This window comes from Segatella copri, assembly GCF_019249655.2.
Classification (GTDB): domain Bacteria; phylum Bacteroidota; class Bacteroidia; order Bacteroidales; family Bacteroidaceae; genus Prevotella.
Genome location: NZ_CP137557.1, coordinates 3069350 through 3087330 on the forward strand (window position 1 = coordinate 3069350; position 17981 = coordinate 3087330).

A 17981-nucleotide genomic window follows, 5' to 3' on the forward strand; every position below is an offset into this window, starting at 1 on the left:
TATTATTTATTTATGGATTTTGCTTATAATATTTTTCACTCCTTTCTCTGCCAGATGCTCATCACCTTGCGGCGGATAGCAACGATGTTCAGGATGGAGACTATCAGGAACAGAACCAAGCCCAGGCAGATGGCAGGGAGCATCGTTCCCTCGTCGAGATCAGGGAAGATGGCTTCGATGAAGTCCATGTAGTAGCCACGAACGAAGAAAAGGATGACCCATGCAATGATGAGAACCACTACATTCAGCGAGATGGTGAGCACCTGGTATGGTTTCGCCACATCGTTAGGGCTGTAACCTATCAGCAGCAGATTCTCCAACTTGGATGAGTTCTTCTGTACCAGCAGATAGATGCTGAGCATCAGAATATAGAAGCTCAGGATAGAAATCACCAGTCCGATTATCATTACCAGCGATACCATCATGCGCAGGAAATAGGTGGTCTTCTCGGCATCCAGCTTGTCGGTCTCCACCTCGTAGCCGTTGTCATCCAAATATTTGGTGATGCTCTCGTCGCCCGGATTTCCTACTTCCACAATCAGGCGGTTAGGATCGCTTTTCTGGTTAGGTGCGAACTCCTGGTTGCTCCAATCCATGAACGCCTGTGGCACGAGGATGGTGTTAAGGCGTGAAGAGAAACCGATCACCTTTCCTCTAAACTGCTCCTTCTTGCCGCCCGCCTGAATCTGGATGTTGAAATCTATCATTCCCATCAGACCATCGCTTATCTTTGGCAGCGAGTGACTCTGGGCAAATCCGAAGTTATACATATTAATATAGGTACGCGGAAGGATGATAGGCACTTCCTTGGCTCCAGGAGTATATTTCCAGTCCTTGAGCGGCACATCCACGAAACCATCGGGAACACTCTCGAAGAAGAGTTCGCTGTTGAGTACATTCACGCCGTTTACGCCCATCTGGGCATCTACCTTGTATTCGGTGGAGGTAAACTTGCCCACCTTCTTCACGAACTTCTGATCACCTACATCATCTATCTCGGCACCAGAGAAGGTATTTGAGCGACCGCTGATGGTATTTCCCATACCTATCTTCTTGCTCATGATGAGATAGTCGGCTTTCATAAAACTGTCTTCCTGGGTGAAGACAGGCAGCACATCCTTATAAAACTGGAAGCCGAAAAGGACGATGAGCATACCGAAGAGATTGGCAAAGGCAAAGCCGGCAAACTGGGGTATGCTGATATGCTGACGAAGTAATTTCCAAACCAAATTCATAATCTAAATATATGTTCATAGTTTAAGTCCATGTGCTTGCCGATGCTGGTTACGATGACGCCAGCCCCCTGCTCCTTCGCCTCTGCCATCATGATTTCACCCATGATGCGGGAGTTGTTGTCGTCAAGGTGACTGATCGGTTCATCGGCGAGTATGAAGTCGAAAGGCTGACAGAGGGCGCGCATCATGGCCACGCGCTGCTGCTGTCCGAACGACATTCTGCCTATCTTGGCATCCACCTTGTCGGCAATGCCGAGCATATCAAACCACTTGAGAATCTGCTCACGGGTCTTGAAGCCCGTAAGCTTATTCTTGATTTCCACGTTCTCCATCGCCGTAAGCTCAGGGAAGAGACGGAGTTCCTGAAAGAGATGACTGATGTGACGCTTTCGCATCTCTACCCAATCAGAAACCTTATAGTTGGCGGTAACATCATGATCAAACATCACGCTTCCGCTGTAGTCGTGACGATAGCCGAGCACATAGCTGCAGAAAGTACTCTTTCCGCTGCCACTCTCCGCTTCTACAAGATAAAGATGTCCCTTCTCGAAGGTAACATCCTGCTTCCATATCTCCGAATTCAGGTCGTCACGCTGGGCGAAGACCTGCGGGAGAACGGAATGAAGCTGAATCTTTTCCACCTTATATTATTTAATGAATAATGTATAATTAATAATGTATCATGTTTAATTGCAGAAGCAACCTTACATGAACCCATTTTTACGTTTTTACTTTTTTACCCTTTTACCTTTAAAGTATAGACCACGGAAGTGAGATTTCCGAAGATTGGGGTGAGCAGACCGGTTACGGTAGAGATAGCATCGCCCTTGCCAGAGCCATCACCATTGGAACTCTTGGCTAGATTGATGACCATCGCCAGTTTCTGTCCCACGATGAGCTTCTGAATCTTCGCATCTATCGGATGATTGCTTGACTTCACGGCATATTGGGCAGAGAGTTCGTCGCTACCGCTGAAGAACTGCTTGTCGTCGGTTACTCCGAAGTAGAAAGAAGTCTTGCCATCGGTATAGAAATAGGCATTCTTGCCCCAGTTGGCAATCTTGGCACCCGGAGGACAGGAAGTCTTCCAGTAATCCACATCACCCAACCATTTGCTATGCGCCAACTTAGCAGCCATCATCATCTTCATGCTTGCATCGCCCAGGGTTGGCATCATGATAGCCATGTCGCCATCCACACTACGCATGATATTATCCATATCCACCGCCTGGTTGATGCCCATCAGGAGAGTCTGCAGACTGCGGTTGCTCTGCATCATCGGCAGGAACTGTTCACCCTTCACATTCATGAAGATACCCGCCAAGGCATCAGCAGGCATCGACTTCACGTAATTGCCCTTGATGGGGCGATAGTTCTGAAGAGCCTTCTGAAGAGCCTCATCGATAGACTTATTAAAGGAGAAAGTCTCGCCCTGAATCTGCAGGATGCCCTCCTTCACGTTCATCTCGGCAGCAATAACCACCTGTGAAGGATCGGTATCCTTAGGAGCACCCAGAGTGAATGGAGCCACAAACTTTTCCGGCAGAGCCTGCGCCTGCGCCACCATCGCCATCGGAGACGAAATACCCGAAAGACGATCGAACATAGGAGAAGCCGTAATGCCATCCTCTTCATCAGCCTTGAGATATTTCACCATCTGCTGCTGCAGCTGAGCCTGGGCATCAGCCACCACAGGACCCATCACGAGGAGAGCCTCATCAGAATATCCTACGAGCCAGGAATTCTTCAACACCGAGAAATGGAAGCCTTTTCGTTCCGTTACTTCGGTGGCAATATGCTTTTTGGCGAGAGTTGCGAGCCAATCAGAAACGCCATCCTCGCTACTCACCTTGGCACAGAGTCCCAGGTTGCCATCGGCCGTTTCGAAGAGATACAACTTCTCGCTTACATCGATGCCGCAATTATCTACGTCATCTACATGGAGCAAAGTTTTCAGCATGCCCGCCTTATCCTCGTCGCTTTTATCAGCAGTCATCTGCTTCATGTCCACAGAGATAAGGGCAGTACTTTTCTTAGGAATGGCATTGAGATAATCACTGCCAGAACAGGAGCTTAGCAATAAGAAAGTTATTGCTAAGCCCATAAAAACTAAGTTCTTATACAATCTTTTCATCACAAAAACTAACACTTATGTATTTTTTCTTATATCATCTTTGTTATAGTCTTCTTGCGATATGCGCCATGTGAACCGCCACCAGACCCGCCGTTTCCGTGCGAAGTCGGCTGGTTCCCAAAGATACGCTCTCGTAGCCATTCTCCAGGGCAAGACGGACCTCATCGATGGAGAAATCGCCTTCCGGCCCTACCAATACCGTAATATCAGCAGAGGATGATGCATCCTTGCCATCAGCAGCATTCGATAAGGAAGAGATTTCCTGGAAGAAGTCTTTCTTCTCTATCTCCTCGTAGCAATGGCAGATGAACTTTCTGCCCGGACGAGGCATCTGGATGAACTCCTTGAAACTCTCCAGTTCATTGACCACCGGTTTCCAAGCCTTATGACTCTGCTTCACGGCAGAAATCACAATCTTGTCAATTCTTGGCGTCTTCACCACCTTGCGCTCAGAAAACTGGCAGTTAAGGAAAGAGAGTTCATCGAACCCGATTTCCGTAGCCTTCTCCGCCATCCACTCGATGCGCTCCATCATCTTGGTAGGAGCAATCGCCAGATGGATATGGCCCTTCCAGGCACGCTTCTGCGGCATCGTTTCCTTGATTTCATAGAGACAGCGCTTGCTGGAAGCCGCAGTCACCTCGGCACGATAGAACGAACCTTCCCCATCCATGAGGAAAATCTCGTCACCGCCCTTCAATCTCAGCACACGGAGCGCATGGGTAGCCTCCTCGGCAGGCAATTCCACCTGGGTTGCTGCCTCAGGCACATAGAAATATCTAACCTCTTTCATAGAAATATCTAATCTCTTTCTTTGAAATATCTTATTTCTTTCTTGAAATATCTAATTTCTTTATGTTACTTCTTATTTTTTTCCTCACGGCGCTTCATCTCATCGCGGATGAAGGAAGCACCCTCGTAGTTTTCTTCCTCCACAGCCTTATCCAACGCCTTCTGCAGCAGAGAATCAGGCAAACTCATGATAGGGAGAGCCACACTCATCACTTCCTTATTAAAAGGTGTAGAGAACTTCTGAAGCACCTCCAGAGGGGCGCACATCTCATAACCACTTGTCAACGAAAGCAACACGGCTGTTTCCGGAAGAAGTTCATAGCCCTTGCCGGTTATCGTATTTACCAGTTTTGCCTTGAAGCCACGATCTTGAATACCCTCGAACTCAATGCGGTAATGGGTTATTTCCTCATCTTTCATCACCTGTGTAAACACATCAACCAGATGATTTCGGGTTTCTTCAGCCTTATGCTCATGCCGTTTGATTTCGCTCGCCATCTCCTTAGCCAACACAATAGAGAGCGCACGGGTCTCCGCCATGTCGGTAAGCGTGATTACGCAGGCATCATCTGCCTCTGGAATAGAAAAAGTCCCTTTATAAATTAATTTATACATCATTGTTTTGTCTCCTTCTTTGGTCTGAACAATACGGCGAAGGCAACTCCGACCACAAGAGCATAACCTGCGAAGATAAACCAGCAAGTCTGCCAATCGCCCATCAAATATCCATTTTCCCAGTGACAGTAATGGTTAATCACCTGTCCTGCAAGAATTGTGCCAATAGATGCACCCAAGCCATTGGTCATCAGCATGAACAAGCCCTGAGCAGATGCTCTGATCTTAGGCTCGCACTTCTGGTCTACGAAGAGGCCACCCGACACGTTGAAGAAGTCGAAAGCCACACCATAGACGATGCAGGAGAGCACGAAGAGAATGACACCAGGGAATGCAGGGTTGCCCAATCCGAAGAATCCGAAACGGAACACCCATGCAAACATGGCGATGAGCATCACTACCTTGATGCCATAACGCTTCAGGAAGTATGGAATCAGGAGGATGCAGAGTGCCTCTGCCACCTGAGAGATTGATACCAGGAGGGTGGCATTGTTGGCTGCAAATGTATCTAACATACTAGGATCACCCTTGAAACTGGTGATAAATGGAGTAGCATAACCATTGGTTACCTGCAAACTCATTCCGAGCATACATGAGAAGATGAAGAACAGCGCCATCTCACGACTCTTGAAGAGCTTGAAGGAATCGAAGCCCCAGGTCTCCACCCAACTGCGAGCTTCCTTCTTGACCAGCGGACACTGAGGCAGGCTGAAGCAATAAAGGAAGAGCACGATGCTCAACGCACCAGAAACGAGGAACTGGAGGTGGGTATACTGGAACTTATAAGCATTTTCCGAAAAGAGGAACATGAACGAGCCATGATCCCAGGTAGCACAGTTGACAATCCACATGGTGGCAATGAAGCCCACGGTGCCGAAGACTCGGATAGGCGGGAAGTCCTTGATGGTATCCAGCCCATGATTTTTCAGGATAGTGAACGCCGAAGTATTCGACAGTGCCAGCGTAGGCATATAGAAAGCGACGCTGAAGGTATAAACCGTCATGAAGAGAGCCTCATCAGGCATGGCACTCACCTCTCCCATCAGGAACAGCCCTATCATCGAGAGACCCGCCAGCAGATGGCAATAGCCCAGGAGTCTCTGCGGCTGGATATACTTATCCGCCACAATACCCATCAAAGTAGGCATGAAGATAGATACTATACCCTGAATGGTATAGAACCAGGAGATATCTGCACCCATTCCGGCCTTGCCGAGATAGTTGCCCATAGAAGTGAGATAGGCTCCCCAAACAGCGAACTCCAGGAAGTTCATCACTGCCAAACGTACTTTTAGATTCATATCCTTAAATTCTTTTTCTTTGGTTTAAATTTATTTTTCTGCAGATTGCATCCTTTCGTTATCAACTGGATTGCTTTGCAGATTATATCTTGCAAAGATACACAAATTATCTTAAAGAACACAGATTTTTGAAGATTTTCCTTCGGAAAGCTAGCTTATTTAACAAATAATATGTAATTTTGCACCCGAAATCAAAATATAAAAGAGATAATGTTAGTAAAGTTTTTCCTTACGTGTAACAAGATTGGTGCCTTTACCCTGGGTGGAGGCTACGCTATGATTCCCATCATGGAACAAGAATTCGTGGATAAGAACAAATGGATGGACAAACAGGAATTCATGGACATCATGGTGGTGGCTCAAACCACTCCAGGCATCTTTGCTATCGATATGGCTAGCCACATCGGTTACAAGCTGAAGGGGGTATGGGGCGGCATCGTGGGTGCTATCGGCATTGCCCTTCCTTCCATCATCGCCATCCTCATCATCGCCATGTTCTTCCAGCAGTTCAAGGACAATTACTGGGTGGGCAAGTTCTTTGCAGGAGTTCGTCCTGCCGTGGTAGCGCTGATTGCAGCTCCCTGCTTCAAGATGGCAAAGACGGCAAACATCAACCGCTACAACATCTGGATACCAGTAGTTTGCTGCCTGCTGATTGCCGCATTCGGCATCTCGCCTATCTATATTATCATTGCAGCCGGCGTGCTGGGATGGCTTTATGGAAAGTTTATAGTTAAAAGTTAATAGTTTATAGTTTTATAGTTAGAAAATGCTATTTTTAAAGTTATTCCTGATATTTACCAAAATTGGTACATTTAATTTTGGTGGAGGATATGCGATGCTTTCGCTCATCCACAACGAAACCGTAGTGAAGAACCACTGGCTCACCAATGCCGAGTTTACGGATATTGTGGCTATCAGCCAGTCAACTCCGGGACCTATCGGCATCAACTGTGCCACCTACGTGGGCTATACCGCCTGCCTTCATGCCGGTTATCCTACCTGGGCAGCCTGTTTGGGTTCCTTCCTTGCCTCCCTCTCCATCATGTGGTTGCCATTCATTATCATGATTCTCATCAGCCGTTATCTGATGACCCATAAGGATTCCAAGATTGTGAAGGATATCTTTGCCGGACTTCGTCCTGCCATCATCGGACTGATAGCTGCTGCTGCCATACTTCTGATGAATAAAGAGAATTTCGGATCGCCAACCGACAATCCATTTGCTTTCGGAGCCAGCGTAGCACTCTTTCTGGGTGCATTCTATTTCACCAAAGCCAAGAAAGCAAATCCGATTTTGCTGCTTTTCATCTGTGGAATCATTGGATTGTTTATCTTCTAAACAACCCAAACACCTTCAAATAGGCACAAAAAAAAATTGATTGTCTCACGACAACCAATCTTTTATTAACCTTAATAATCTAATACCATGAAAAACACGATGCAAAGTTACAAATAATCTCGTAACCTGCAATAATTTATTGTAAAAAACTTCAAGTATTTAACTCTCCTTAAAGCTTTTACCATTCCAATTAAACTTTCTTTGCAATTTTATGACATTTACCGTCTTTTTGTCATCTGCCGAAAGCAATGGCGAAGCCAATCGAACCACCAGTGCATTCTCGTTCTGCAAGAGCAAAGCACTCACCATCTTAGGCTCAATCATCGCCTTTAAATCAGCAAAGCGACTTTCGCTCATCGTATCGGGTTTCTGAACGAGCGTTTCCGCCAAGTCTTCCATGCGCTTGCCACCCAAGAACGGGCTTGCATCAAGCACTTTCCATTCTTGATTAAAGAAATAGAGTTCACTCTCCTTCTCTGGTCCGGCAAACGATTTGACCACACAGAGCACCGAGTCGCCATTTTCCATTGGCAACTTCTTCATCTGCAAAGTAGAAACCTTGCTCATACGTACCTGCACGAAGTCCTGAGTGAGCGTATCCATCACGCTCACCTCACCCAAGAGGTTCTTCACCTCAGCCTTCACGCCCATCTCCTGCAACTCGGCAAATTCCTGTCGCATATTGCTGTTGAGTGTAGGCATCATCGAATCCGGCATCGATACCAGCAAGTCTTTCATCGACTTAGCTTCGATGCCCAAGCTTGCCATCATCATGCAAGCGCATAATATATATTTTATCTTCTTCATCACTATAATTCCTTAGACCATTTCTTTCCCCAAGGGGTAAAGAGCCAAATCAAAAATGCCGTAGCCGGAACTAAGCATATTGCGAAAGTTAAAGCCAATGTATTCATAAATTTAACGTTTAGAAATTATATAACCAATAACAGATAAGACTGTAGATAATACTACACCTAATAAAATGGCACTTATTGTACCACCCTCATCTGTTTTAACAATGCCAAACAAAGCAGCCAATCCACCTAAAACCATTATGGTATAAGTCGATTTACTCATATCAAAGAAATACTTTACTACTGTTTCTTTGGTAAATTTTTCTTTTTCCCTATCTTCTCTTGCAGTCATATTTCTCTATTTTCCGACAAAAGTACAGAAAATAATTGTAATCTGCAAGTTTTTTCGTGTTTTTCTATCCAACAATCGCTAAAAAAGCGAAAAAGAGGAAAGTGTTCTCTCATTGAAACACTTTCCTCTCAAATTATCTAATTCATTAATCGTACTATCTTAACGATAGAGGGATTTACTCCTCTACAGCAGCCTGCGCCGCAGCAATAAATCACGTAGGAAAGCCTCATTTCAGCGATTGCTCTAAACATTGTTTTAACAACTTATGCTTTTTTGTCAACAATTTCTTTTCCATATACCTTATTATATACACGTACCTTATTATATATATTACTTTTTCTGAAAGTCATGTTTAATAATTAGGCATGTTTTTTCTGATAGGCCACACTTTGATCAACAGTTTGACCAACAGTTTGAGCCATATTCAGCAACTTCTCATTTATTTTTTCCAATACCTTAATTTGTCCTCTAAGATAACTTATTTCCTTGTCTTTATCATTATCAGACATTTCTTCAGTAGGTTGTTCATCCTGATGGTTCAAGCCTGGGGAATTGTCCGAGCTAGAACTATCATTCAAGTATTTGGTTCCTTCATAAAAGAAGTCCATCTTCACATCCAAAGCGTCACATATCCGTTCAAGAACACCAGATTTAACGTCTTGTACATTGAACTGATTGCTGAGGTTAGGCTGAGACATATGAAGTTTCTCAGCCAACTCACTTATACTAATTTTTCTTTTCGTCAAGATCTGACGAAGTTCAGAACCATTCATAAAACAATTATATTGTAGTTAAACATTCTTAAAATATCACTGATTATTTATATTTTTATCAGTTTTTGCTTATCTTTGCAGATAAATATCACGAAAGCGTTACGCAATACTTGCGTATTTCGTATGCAAATATACAAAATAATTATAATATGACCAAGAATAACGAAGATATTTTGAATAAAATTTATTCAGGAACAAAGAAAGGTGAACTGATAAAGAAGAAGAAACAGCTGGTAGAGTCTTACTTGTACAAGTACGGAAATCTCATTCTTGAATGCAAGCTAAAGCCAACACCAGTGATAGAAAATCTCGCAAAAGAGTTTGGTTTAACCAGAGCAGGAGTAACCAATATTCTTCGACGAGAAGGTGTTTATGCAGGACGATTTAATCCTGTAATATTTCCAAAGAAATAAGTATTATGAGTGAGAGAGTTATTTTTGAAAACAAGAATGTTTCTTATGAGACTTTCTTGAACGACCTAGCATCCTTCCTGGCTCCTAAAATAGCCCTGATGATTAAGAACCCTCCTAAGGAGTTTTATAGTCAAAGGGAGTCCATGAAAGTCTTCGGGGTAGGAAACGTAAGAAGATGGTTAAAGGAAGGTAAACTTAAACCGTTTTCAAAGCGTAAAGGTAAAATTGAATATAAGGTTAGCGATCTCCAGGAGCTTCACCGGAGAGAGCAAGATTACTTTTAGAAACAGGTGATATGTACAAAATAAAAAGAAGATATCAAGTTGTAAAGAAACAACCTTGGGTTGTGGATTTGCTTCTAAAGATAAATCCTAAGCATTTCGCTCTCTATGAGGCTAAAGATGACTGTCGAAAAAGTCTCATGGAAATCAATAAGACCATACGGTCTTTACCAGTACGATGGAGACGTGGTTCTTTCTCGCTATCCCATATACGAACCATACTCTTATTAGATGATAAAATAGAGGTAAAGTACAAGTCCGGAAAGGAATGTATGGCTTTTTATATAGAAGAATTAAACTGATACGATATGAATACTGATAACAGCTGGATAAAACTTCCACGAATGTTCATGAATTGGCAGTGGTATCAAAATACCAACATGGTTCATCTGTATCTCTATCTGTTGCTCAATGCTAATATAGAAAATAAGCTCTACTTTGGAATATCCATACAGAGAGGCGAATGTCTGGTATCTCTATCTACTCTTTCAAGAGATACAGGAATATCACGAGATTCCGTTAAGAGATACCTGAAAAAGCTCAAGGATACCAAAGATATCAGCTACAAAAAATTAAGCAAAGGACGTATTATTGTCCTTCTCGACTTTGATAAGTTTCAGCCTGTAGGAATCGACGAGCCTGCGCCTAATTGGATTAAACTTTACAGGAAAATATGTGACTGGCAGTGGTATCAAGATGCCAAGATGGTTCATCTGTTCGTGCATTTGATGTTGAAGGCAAGTATTATGAAAGGAAGTGATTTGTCTGATTCCTGGCAGCTGTGTACTAGTTTGAGAATATTAAGCAAGGAAACTGGGCTTAGCTTGCAAAACATCAGAACCTGTATCGGTAAGTTACAAAGAACTGGAGAAATAACGTTTAGAACTTTACCAACACACCTACAAAGCATCATAACCATCTGCAACTCTGGTAGTTACCAAACATCAAAGCGACAAATCGCCCCGATGTCGCCCCAATGCCGCCCCGATGTCGCCCCGATTGAAGAATGTACTGTGTTAAAAATAGAAAACAATGAAATTTCAACACAGCAAAACTGCAACGTAAGTAACAGAATAACAGAGGTTTACAACGACACAAAACGACAAGCCGCCCCGATGTCGCCCCAATTGCGCCCCAATTGCGCCCCGATGTCGCCCCGATGTCGCCCCAATGCCGCCCCAATGCCGCCCCTACCTAAAGAATATAAGAATATAAGAAATAAAGAAAGTAAGAAAATCAACACCAACAACGCGCGCACGCACGAAGAAGATTTCGTTGATTTTTCAGAAAAAGAAACATCAAAAGAAAACCAACAAAAGAAAGGTGAGAAAGAAAGTTTTCTTTCGCTTTCTCTTCACGATGATGTTTGGTTGGGTGCAATAAAGAAGAAGTTTGCTTTCAAAAGCATTGAAGAAGTGAAAGACAAAGTGGAGAACTTTGATTTGGATCATATCTGTAGAGGCAATAAGGAGCACAAAGATATAGTTGATTACAAAAGCCATTTTTGCGATTGGCTTAAGTTTAACCTGATGGAGCAATCTCCACGCAAACGCAAATGCACTCCTAATGCAGAACGTTGGGAAGGAGAGAAATTTGTTCCTAAAAGCTCGGAAGGAGGTATATACAATGGTCCTTTCTGATTTCAATTACGATACTGATTACTGCTACAGATGGCTGACGTTTCTGTTTAGCGAAGAAGTAAAACTGAGATATAGAGAATACAAAGTTCACAAGCAACAACAAGAAGCAATACACAAGGTAGCAGACTGGATGGCAACATCAAAGTCTAGATTTGGGCTTGTCCTTAATGGTATTACCGGTAACGGAAAGACCACTCTGGTAAAAGCCATGCAGAACTTTTATAATATTTGCAAGTTCAAGAATCCTCTGAATGAAGAAGAGGCAGTCTTCTATACACATGCAAGTATTACGTTTCTGACATCGAAAGAACTGTATCATCTGTATGCCTCAGATAAAAAGAGATTTGATAGATGTATGAATACGTTCATCCTCGCTGTCGATGACTTGGGCACAGAAGAGAGTGATTTCTGTCAGTATGGGAACAGATATAAACCGCTAGAGGAGTTGTTGTCTTATCGGTATGAAAGAATGCTACCAACGATAGTGACAACCAATCTCAGCGGTAAGGCTATCCGTGAGAAATATGGCGATCGCCTTGCAGACCGTTTCAACGAAATGATGCAAGTTGTGACCATGCCTGACATAAACTTCAGGAACCCATAGATCGAATAAGCGAGCACAGAAGCGTCAAAAAGAGGAAAGACTGTAAGATGCACAACTGGTGCGAGAAAACGTCTAGAAGCGCGAAGAAAACGGCAAAAACGATAATTAATATGAAAATTTACGAAGAAGTTCTTAGAAAAACCAATAGTGGGCTTGAAATATTCATCTACTATTTGGGAAAGGAATGTCTTAATAAGAAATTTAAGAGTCCGTTTCGAAGTGATGACAAGCGACCGTCTTGCCATCTGTATGAGAACAAGAATAAAAATGGTGAGACAACCTACTATTTGCAAGATTTTGGAGACAGTAGATGTTGCGGAAACTGTTTTGAAATCGCAGCAAAGGTTCTGAACATAAATATCAATACGGATTTCTATGAACTACTGAAGAGGATTGACCAGGATTTGTGCCTCAATATCATAGAGCCTAGTAATCCAAACGTAGAGAAACGTCCGCTGGTTGATATTGTTCAGATAAAGAAGGAAATTACTAAAGGGCGTACATCTAGTATAAAGTCTTTCACACCAGTGATACAGGATTTCCAACCTTCAGAAAAGGAATATTGGGGGAAATATGGTATAGATGAAGATACGCTGCTGAGATACAATGTTCATAGTTTGAAAAGTGTTTCCTTCACAAAAAGTGAAGGTAAAGATTTTAATGTATATGGAAGCAAAACTATCCCAGCATTCGGATATTTCTTCAATGAAATGACAGGGCTTAAGGTGTACCGCCCCAAAGCCGAGAACAGATTCCTTTATGCCGGGAACTTACCTTCTCCTTATGTCTTCGGTTGGAAACAGCTTCCTGCCAAGGGGGAGTTTGTCTTCATCACCGGTGGAGAAAAGGATGTTCTTTCTCTTGCGGCGCACGGATATAGTGCCATCGCTTTTAATAGTGAAACAGCAAAGATACCAGAAGATAAGCTTCTAGAACTTTCTGAAAGATTTCATAAAATAATATTTCTTTACGATACAGATACTACAGGAGTTAAGGAATCGAGTTTAAGAGTAGAGGAATACAAGAATAAATATAATGTAAGAAGAGTGCAGCTACCTCTTGCCGGAACAAAGGCAGAGAAGGATATAAGCGATTATTTTGCTCTAGGAAATAGTTCTGAGGATTTCTCTAGTCTGATAACGAATATAGTATAAAAGGTAAATAATAAGAATATGAAACAAGCAATTGGTTTTCTACAATACTCATCTGAGTATATATGCTTTTCCGCTATATCAGAAAGCGATAAAGAAAAGCTTTTGGAAGAAGGGTATTTAGCATCCTTTTTCCCTAGTTGCGTCTATGCTATAGACTGCAAGATTTTTAACCATCCTCATCATGGTATTGGCATCAGAAATATTAATGGTGGCGTTGAATTTCTGAATTTTAATGACATGAAGGATCCTATTTCTCTTCACAAAAGAGGCATTTCCATTATTCCATCGAATAATGAAAGCAAGAATAGATGCATTCTGTTTCTTACCATTACGGATTATCTGGCATACAAAGCTCTTGTGAATTTGCCAGTCATATTCTATGATGATAACTGTGACTGTATTATTCTTAATAATCATAAGAATCTTGGCTACTTCCTCGTAGAAAGCGAGGATTACAATATTATAGATATGTTTTTGCCCAATACAGAAACAGGTAAAACCCTCACAAAGACTATATTAGACAGAAACGCTGCTGCTAGAGACTGGGCATATACATACAAAGATTATACTAGCTTGCAGACATTTTTACAATCATATATTAAAGAAAATAAAATATGAACACAATTGTAATAGTATTTATTGTAGTTGTACTAGCATTAGTTCTAGCTTACATCTACGAAATTAAGTATACCTACAGAGACGGAGGGTTATGGAAGAAATAACGAAACAGCAAACAGTTAATTCAGAGAACACTATATAGAAGAATAATATGGAAAATGATATTCTAAAAATTGAGGTTGCCAAACAGGATCTAAAAGAAACTCCTGAATATTGGGCTTCGGAAAGTTACGAAACCATGATAGGTAAACTGCAAAAGCTTGTTGAAGCGAAAACCGGATATCCGCCATTTCGCAACACCAAAGTCATAAGAGAAGTCAGCTTCAAAATAACATCACGTACAACCCTAGAGCAAATTAGGGAACTACTGAACGACATTGAGAATGATTATAACATATCCTGTTTTCAAATTGCTATTGATAGGGGAAATAATACAGCCCATCTGCTATTTACTTGGATTCATCCGAAAACAGCATTACCTGTAAGGTTTAACAACAAGACTAGGTTCAAGCTGCTATCAGCTTACTTTGTGAGACGTTTACATCTGGAATATCCGAAAGATATGACAGAATGGGTCAGATATTTCATCATGGATGCATATATTGAAGATAAGTCTGTATTTAGTAAGGCACTTGCAAGTTTGTCGAAGAAAGAAGACTCAACAGATAAAACGATTTTGGTTGAGTCTCTTCTGTATGCCCAGTACATGAGTGAAGGAAAAGTTAAATAGATAAAGAAAATGGATTTGTTAAGTTACCAAAAAGGAGATATCTTGTTTAGTAACTGTCAGACCCTTGTAAACCCAGTATCTTGTGATGGAACCATTGATAGTTACCTGTCAAAGAGGTTCTTCACGAGATACCCAGACATGTACGCCAAGTATTTGTATTTCTGTAAAGAATATGCTGCTTACCATCCCCACTCTCACAAATTTACAAGAGAGCTGCTTCGTTCATATTAAAGAAGTTCTCTATGATAAGCACCACCGTATCACGCATTTCCAAGTCTCGTGGAGAAGGTATTTTATTTACATTGATGATAGAGAAGACATATGATTCTGCATTTTCAATTATGTCATCATTATCAAAGCCAATAGCAAGTACCACACCAATATCACTTTTAAAGCGATAAGTTCGAGACTTTTCATGCCAATAAACCTCATAAGGAGCAGAAGCATTAATTATATCCAAAGAAAGGGGTTTCATTACCAAACATTTATATATTTAGGATATACACCCGTTCGTTCCTTATATTCCTCACAAAGACTCTTAGTAATTTCAGCTACACGAGCCTTTTTGCGTTCTTTTGCCGCCATAAATCTTTTCATAGCAGCTTCACGTTTTTCCCAAAATTCTTTATCCAATGTATCCATAATAGTTCTCCTTTTAAATTCTTTGATTGCAATCTGCCGCCAAAACTACTCTTTTTTCTTGAAACCACCAAGAAAATCACAAGAAATCTGCAAGTTATCTGAAAATTACTACAAAAAAACGGGGCATCTGCATAGTTCCGTGGATAAAAAAGGGAGCACCTGCCTAAACAGAGGTTTATGCAGGTGCCCCAAAAAGTGATAACAGAAAGGTTTTGTTTTGAAATATAATATCCCCCGATTCTCGCGAACCGGGGAACCTAAATGCGAACCTTTTAAATTTATTTAGATGATGAACTTATAGCTTATGAATGATCATGCAGCCATGCCTTCTGCTCATAGCTGAAACGATCCCAGTTGGTTCTCTTCTTTCTTCTCTTTCCGCCACCTACAACAGCCTTTGTTGTACCCTTAGCCAAGGCACCAACAAACAATATCATTAATAATGTCTCCATAATCTTGTAATTTTACTTTGTTATACTAAATGTTCCAAAAGGAATCTCCTGTGCAGAAGCTACAGCCATATAGATGATTCCATACTCTCCTGGTTCAAGCTCTGAAGCTGGGATGGTGAGCAGATAACTTTGACTGCCATACTTATGTCCAGAGAAGGAGAGATAACCCTTTTTCTGTGCATCAGAACTTCCGAGCACCGCAGGTTGGAGTGTCAGCCACTGTATTCTTCTGTCCTTCTTAGAAGCCTTGAAACGCACGATGCGGTAGATACCCATCGGGTCATAATCATTCTTCTCAGCCTTGATTAGTAATTGTATATCCTTTCCGTCATTTTTGATAGAATGAGCAGACTTACCTCCGGCAAAAGCAATATCCATTCCTTCCACTCCAGCCAAAGTGTTCACTGCATCGGCAGCAAGCCCTACACCGGCAGCTGTACCCATCACTCTTACACCGGTCTCCAGTCCAGCCATGCTACCTGTGCTTAGTCCTACCATGCCACCTGCAAAACCGAGGTCACATACAGCACCTGCAATCTTTGAGAACTTAGAGAACTTGTTCTGGTGTTTTTCTACCTTGCCATTTTCCTTTGGAAGAACGACATATGTAGAATCGCTAGTAAGCATACAATAGCTACCAATGAACTCAGGCTCTGGAGCCGTTACCTGTTGTGCAAAACCAACTACTGAGGCAGACAACAATACTAAAGAGATAAATAACTTCTTCATATTATTAACACTTTATGTTATATTTCTAATGCAAAGGTACAAAAAAAACATTATATATACAAATATTTATATATTTATTTGGTAATATAAACAATTATTTATATCTTTGCAGCATAAAATAAATATATAGTTATTTTTCTACATAAGATTATAATTATATATGTATATAATAAAATAATAAAAGGATTAAAGAATATGGCTAAACAAGCAAAGATTATCGCCTTCGCCAACCATAAAGGTGGTGTCGGTAAGACAACAACAACAGCAAGTATGGGTTCTATCTTAGCCGCAAAGGGATATAAGGTTCTTCTTATAGATCTTGACGCTCAGGCAAACCTTACAAGTTCGCTCCTCAAAGGAAATGTCGAGAATACCATCTACGATGGATTAAAAGAACAGTCTTCCAAATCCCTTATTATATATAAGGTAAGAGAAGACGTTAAATTGGATATCATTCCTGCTGACCTCAACCTTGCCCAGGCTGATTTGGAACTGGCAGGTAAAATGGCTCGTGAAAGAATCCTTTCCGATCTTCTTGAAGACTACAAGGAGCAGTATGATTACATCTTCATTGATTGTCCTCCGTCACTCGGTCTGCTGACGTTAAATGCTCTTACTGCATCAGATTATGCCATAATACCACTTGTCGCGGAAGTATTGCCATTCAATGGATTGAAGATGATTTTTGACTTCATAAATAAGATTAAGAAAGTTCTCAATCCAAGAATCAATATATTTGGTATTGTAATTACCAGATGGGAACAGACAAAGTTAAGTAAGAATATTGAGGAAGGTCTTCGTACTCAACTCCACGAAATGGTATTTTCAACGAAAATACGCAAGAATGTGACTATTGCGCAAGCCCCATTGGAAGCTGTCAATATTGTCGATTATGACAAGAAAAGTAATGGTGCTATTGACTACATGTCACTTGTTGATGAGTTTTTGGAGAGAATGAAATAGTTTTTTCTATTAATGAGGTTTTATAAATAAATTATATATTATGGCAAAGGATATCAATTCAGATGCTATGAGCAATCTGCTCCAAGGTCTTACTTCGGATAATGAAACCGCCACCACTTCATCTTCATCGAAGAAAGATAACAACATGAAGTCTGCCGAAAGAAAGAAGCCGTCCGGTAAAGTAAGAAGCGAAACCATTTCTACTTTGGTAGATTGTGACAAAATGGCAAAGATTCGTTCTATTGCAACCATAGAAGGTTTATCTATTCGAGATGTGATAGGAGTAGGAATAAACATGGTTATAGAAAAATATGAGAAAAGTCATGGTGCTATTCATGTAAAAAAGAAGCAAAAAGGCAATATTGATGAAATATTTAAGTAGTATCTCACCCACCCCTCAGTAAACAAGGACATAAC

The 17981-nt window shown here is 41.5% G+C and carries 24 protein-coding genes; 11 read left to right on the forward strand and 13 right to left on the reverse strand.

From position 1 onward, the window contains the following. Window positions 1-35: 35 nt before the first annotated feature. The 6 genes from KUA49_RS12555 to KUA49_RS12580 form a co-directional block, all read right to left on the reverse strand. Window positions 36-1235, reverse strand: a complete 1200-nt coding sequence (locus tag KUA49_RS12555) for an ABC transporter permease (protein WP_218411654.1) — start codon at window positions 1233-1235, stop codon at window positions 36-38. Next, window positions 1232-1876, reverse strand: a complete 645-nt coding sequence (locus KUA49_RS12560; RefSeq protein ID WP_203040250.1) for an ATP-binding cassette domain-containing protein — start codon at window positions 1874-1876, stop codon at window positions 1232-1234. The genes KUA49_RS12555 and KUA49_RS12560 overlap by 4 nt, the downstream gene beginning before the upstream one ends. A 95-nt stretch (window positions 1877-1971) precedes the next feature. Further along, on the reverse strand, window positions 1972-3339 hold the full coding sequence (locus KUA49_RS12565) for a DUF4836 family protein (protein ID WP_256624748.1): 1368 nt from the start codon (window positions 3337-3339) through the stop codon (window positions 1972-1974). A 73-nt stretch (window positions 3340-3412) separates the two neighbouring features. Further along, window positions 3413-4162, reverse strand: a complete 750-nt coding sequence (locus tag KUA49_RS12570; RefSeq protein ID WP_218411652.1) for a 16S rRNA (uracil(1498)-N(3))-methyltransferase — start codon at window positions 4160-4162, stop codon at window positions 3413-3415. Between the two features lie 65 nt (window positions 4163-4227). Further along, complete coding sequence (locus KUA49_RS12575; protein ID WP_218411676.1) at window positions 4228-4779, reverse strand: bifunctional nuclease domain-containing protein; 552 nt, start codon at window positions 4777-4779, stop codon at window positions 4228-4230. Next, entirely contained in the window at window positions 4776-6077 is a 1302-nt protein-coding gene (locus KUA49_RS12580) for an MFS transporter (protein WP_218411651.1), read from the reverse strand. The genes KUA49_RS12575 and KUA49_RS12580 overlap by 4 nt, the downstream gene beginning before the upstream one ends. 210 nt (window positions 6078-6287) lie before the next feature. On the opposite strand from KUA49_RS12580, the gene KUA49_RS12585 reads away from it, so the two are divergent. Both KUA49_RS12585 and KUA49_RS12590 read left to right on the forward strand, forming a co-directional pair. Then, window positions 6288-6821, forward strand: coding sequence for a chromate transporter (locus tag KUA49_RS12585; protein ID WP_218411650.1), 534 nt, complete (start codon window positions 6288-6290; stop codon window positions 6819-6821). Between the two features lie 25 nt (window positions 6822-6846). Continuing rightward, window positions 6847-7419, forward strand: a complete 573-nt coding sequence (locus KUA49_RS12590; RefSeq protein WP_218411649.1) for a chromate transporter — start codon at window positions 6847-6849, stop codon at window positions 7417-7419. 159 nt (window positions 7420-7578) lie between these two features. Here the strand turns inward: KUA49_RS12590 and KUA49_RS12595 are convergent, their stop codons facing one another. The 3 genes from KUA49_RS12595 to KUA49_RS12605 form a co-directional block, all read right to left on the reverse strand. Then, the gene (locus KUA49_RS12595) at window positions 7579-8226 is read right to left on the reverse strand and encodes a DUF3256 family protein (RefSeq protein WP_256624747.1); all 648 of its coding nucleotides are present in this window, start codon (window positions 8224-8226) and stop codon (window positions 7579-7581) included. A 111-nt stretch (window positions 8227-8337) separates the two neighbouring features. Beyond that, complete coding sequence (locus KUA49_RS12600) at window positions 8338-8565, reverse strand: hypothetical protein (protein ID WP_153129200.1); 228 nt, start codon at window positions 8563-8565, stop codon at window positions 8338-8340. Window positions 8566-8924: 359 nt separating this feature from the next. Beyond that, window positions 8925-9338 carry a helix-turn-helix domain-containing protein gene (locus tag KUA49_RS12605; RefSeq protein ID WP_218411648.1) on the reverse strand — a complete coding sequence of 138 codons (414 nt, stop codon included), beginning with the start codon at window positions 9336-9338 and terminating at the stop codon, window positions 8925-8927. Between the two features lie 149 nt (window positions 9339-9487). On the opposite strand from KUA49_RS12605, the gene KUA49_RS12610 reads away from it, so the two are divergent. From KUA49_RS12610 to KUA49_RS12640, 7 genes are all read left to right on the forward strand, one after another. Next, window positions 9488-9751 (forward strand): hypothetical protein, encoded by a 264-nt coding sequence (locus KUA49_RS12610; protein ID WP_151201707.1) that lies wholly within the window; start codon window positions 9488-9490, stop codon window positions 9749-9751. A gap of 5 nt (window positions 9752-9756) precedes the next feature. Further along, window positions 9757-10035 (forward strand): hypothetical protein, encoded by a 279-nt coding sequence (locus KUA49_RS12615; RefSeq protein WP_119226721.1) that lies wholly within the window; start codon window positions 9757-9759, stop codon window positions 10033-10035. A gap of 305 nt (window positions 10036-10340) precedes the next feature. Beyond that, the gene (locus KUA49_RS12620) at window positions 10341-11672 is read left to right on the forward strand and encodes a helix-turn-helix domain-containing protein (protein WP_218411647.1); all 1332 of its coding nucleotides are present in this window, start codon (window positions 10341-10343) and stop codon (window positions 11670-11672) included. Continuing rightward, window positions 11659-12276 (forward strand): ATP-binding protein, encoded by a 618-nt coding sequence (locus KUA49_RS12625; protein ID WP_194255021.1) that lies wholly within the window; start codon window positions 11659-11661, stop codon window positions 12274-12276. Before KUA49_RS12620 ends, KUA49_RS12625 begins: the two co-directional genes overlap by 14 nt. Window positions 12277-12386: 110 nt before the next feature. Next, window positions 12387-13430: a toprim domain-containing protein gene (locus tag KUA49_RS12630; RefSeq protein WP_218411646.1), complete on the forward strand. Its 1044-nt coding sequence runs from the start codon at window positions 12387-12389 to the stop codon at window positions 13428-13430. Window positions 13431-13448: 18 nt separating this feature from the next. Continuing rightward, window positions 13449-14048: a hypothetical protein gene (locus KUA49_RS12635; RefSeq protein WP_218411645.1), complete on the forward strand. Its 600-nt coding sequence runs from the start codon at window positions 13449-13451 to the stop codon at window positions 14046-14048. A 151-nt stretch (window positions 14049-14199) separates the two neighbouring features. Next, window positions 14200-14778, forward strand: a complete 579-nt coding sequence (locus KUA49_RS12640; RefSeq protein ID WP_218411644.1) for a hypothetical protein — start codon at window positions 14200-14202, stop codon at window positions 14776-14778. Window positions 14779-14980: 202 nt separating this feature from the next. Here the strand turns inward: KUA49_RS12640 and KUA49_RS12645 are convergent, their stop codons facing one another. From KUA49_RS12645 to KUA49_RS12660, 4 genes are all read right to left on the reverse strand, one after another. After that, window positions 14981-15253 carry a hypothetical protein gene (locus KUA49_RS12645; RefSeq protein WP_318331614.1) on the reverse strand — a complete coding sequence of 91 codons (273 nt, stop codon included), beginning with the start codon at window positions 15251-15253 and terminating at the stop codon, window positions 14981-14983. Further along, complete coding sequence (locus KUA49_RS12650) at window positions 15253-15420, reverse strand: hypothetical protein (RefSeq protein WP_167529954.1); 168 nt, start codon at window positions 15418-15420, stop codon at window positions 15253-15255. Before KUA49_RS12650 ends, KUA49_RS12645 begins: the two co-directional genes overlap by 1 nt. 302 nt (window positions 15421-15722) lie before the next feature. Further along, a complete protein-coding gene (locus KUA49_RS12655; protein WP_218411642.1) occupies window positions 15723-15872 on the reverse strand; it encodes a hypothetical protein in 150 nt (49 codons plus the stop codon). A 12-nt stretch (window positions 15873-15884) separates the two neighbouring features. Continuing rightward, window positions 15885-16601: a hypothetical protein gene (locus KUA49_RS12660; protein WP_218411641.1), complete on the reverse strand. Its 717-nt coding sequence runs from the start codon at window positions 16599-16601 to the stop codon at window positions 15885-15887. 195 nt (window positions 16602-16796) lie between these two features. Here KUA49_RS12660 and KUA49_RS12665 point away from each other — a divergent pair, with 195 nt between their 5' ends. Next, on the forward strand, window positions 16797-17564 hold the full coding sequence (locus KUA49_RS12665) for a ParA family protein (protein WP_119226728.1): 768 nt from the start codon (window positions 16797-16799) through the stop codon (window positions 17562-17564). 40 nt (window positions 17565-17604) lie between these two features. Next, complete coding sequence (locus KUA49_RS12670; RefSeq protein WP_218411640.1) at window positions 17605-17946, forward strand: hypothetical protein; 342 nt, start codon at window positions 17605-17607, stop codon at window positions 17944-17946. The last annotated feature ends 35 nt before the right edge of the window (window positions 17947-17981 follow it).

Excerpts from the sequence above, each read along its gene's own strand:
- KUA49_RS12645 (WP_318331614.1), bottom strand. The coding sequence starts at position 15,253 with ATGAAACCCCTTTCTTTGGATATAATTAATGCTTCTGCTCCTTATGAG.
- KUA49_RS12650 (WP_167529954.1), bottom strand. The coding sequence starts at position 15,420 with ATGGATACATTGGATAAAGAATTTTGGGAAAAACGTGAAGCTGCTATG.
- KUA49_RS12610 (WP_151201707.1), top strand. The coding sequence starts at position 9,488 with ATGACCAAGAATAACGAAGATATTTTGAATAAAATTTATTCAGGAACA.
- KUA49_RS12595 (WP_256624747.1), bottom strand. The coding sequence starts at position 8,226 with ATGAAGAAGATAAAATATATATTATGCGCTTGCATGATGATGGCAAGC.
- KUA49_RS12670 (WP_218411640.1), top strand. The coding sequence starts at position 17,605 with ATGGCAAAGGATATCAATTCAGATGCTATGAGCAATCTGCTCCAAGGT.
- KUA49_RS12565 (WP_256624748.1), bottom strand. The coding sequence starts at position 3,339 with ATGGGCTTAGCAATAACTTTCTTATTGCTAAGCTCCTGTTCTGGCAGT.
- KUA49_RS12655 (WP_218411642.1), bottom strand. The coding sequence starts at position 15,872 with ATGGAGACATTATTAATGATATTGTTTGTTGGTGCCTTGGCTAAGGGT.
- KUA49_RS12600 (WP_153129200.1), bottom strand. The coding sequence starts at position 8,565 with ATGACTGCAAGAGAAGATAGGGAAAAAGAAAAATTTACCAAAGAAACA.
- KUA49_RS12620 (WP_218411647.1), top strand. The coding sequence starts at position 10,341 with ATGAATACTGATAACAGCTGGATAAAACTTCCACGAATGTTCATGAAT.
- KUA49_RS12625 (WP_194255021.1), top strand. The coding sequence starts at position 11,659 with ATGGTCCTTTCTGATTTCAATTACGATACTGATTACTGCTACAGATGG.
- KUA49_RS12615 (WP_119226721.1), top strand. The coding sequence starts at position 9,757 with ATGAGTGAGAGAGTTATTTTTGAAAACAAGAATGTTTCTTATGAGACT.
- KUA49_RS12570 (WP_218411652.1), bottom strand. The coding sequence starts at position 4,162 with ATGAAAGAGGTTAGATATTTCTATGTGCCTGAGGCAGCAACCCAGGTG.
- KUA49_RS12590 (WP_218411649.1), top strand. The coding sequence starts at position 6,847 with ATGCTATTTTTAAAGTTATTCCTGATATTTACCAAAATTGGTACATTT.
- KUA49_RS12555 (WP_218411654.1), bottom strand. The coding sequence starts at position 1,235 with ATGAATTTGGTTTGGAAATTACTTCGTCAGCATATCAGCATACCCCAG.
- KUA49_RS12585 (WP_218411650.1), top strand. The coding sequence starts at position 6,288 with ATGTTAGTAAAGTTTTTCCTTACGTGTAACAAGATTGGTGCCTTTACC.
- KUA49_RS12660 (WP_218411641.1), bottom strand. The coding sequence starts at position 16,601 with ATGAAGAAGTTATTTATCTCTTTAGTATTGTTGTCTGCCTCAGTAGTT.
- KUA49_RS12640 (WP_218411644.1), top strand. The coding sequence starts at position 14,200 with ATGGAAAATGATATTCTAAAAATTGAGGTTGCCAAACAGGATCTAAAA.
- KUA49_RS12605 (WP_218411648.1), bottom strand. The coding sequence starts at position 9,338 with ATGAATGGTTCTGAACTTCGTCAGATCTTGACGAAAAGAAAAATTAGT.
- KUA49_RS12575 (WP_218411676.1), bottom strand. The coding sequence starts at position 4,779 with ATGATGTATAAATTAATTTATAAAGGGACTTTTTCTATTCCAGAGGCA.
- KUA49_RS12630 (WP_218411646.1), top strand. The coding sequence starts at position 12,387 with ATGAAAATTTACGAAGAAGTTCTTAGAAAAACCAATAGTGGGCTTGAA.
- KUA49_RS12635 (WP_218411645.1), top strand. The coding sequence starts at position 13,449 with ATGAAACAAGCAATTGGTTTTCTACAATACTCATCTGAGTATATATGC.
- KUA49_RS12580 (WP_218411651.1), bottom strand. The coding sequence starts at position 6,077 with ATGAATCTAAAAGTACGTTTGGCAGTGATGAACTTCCTGGAGTTCGCT.
- KUA49_RS12665 (WP_119226728.1), top strand. The coding sequence starts at position 16,797 with ATGGCTAAACAAGCAAAGATTATCGCCTTCGCCAACCATAAAGGTGGT.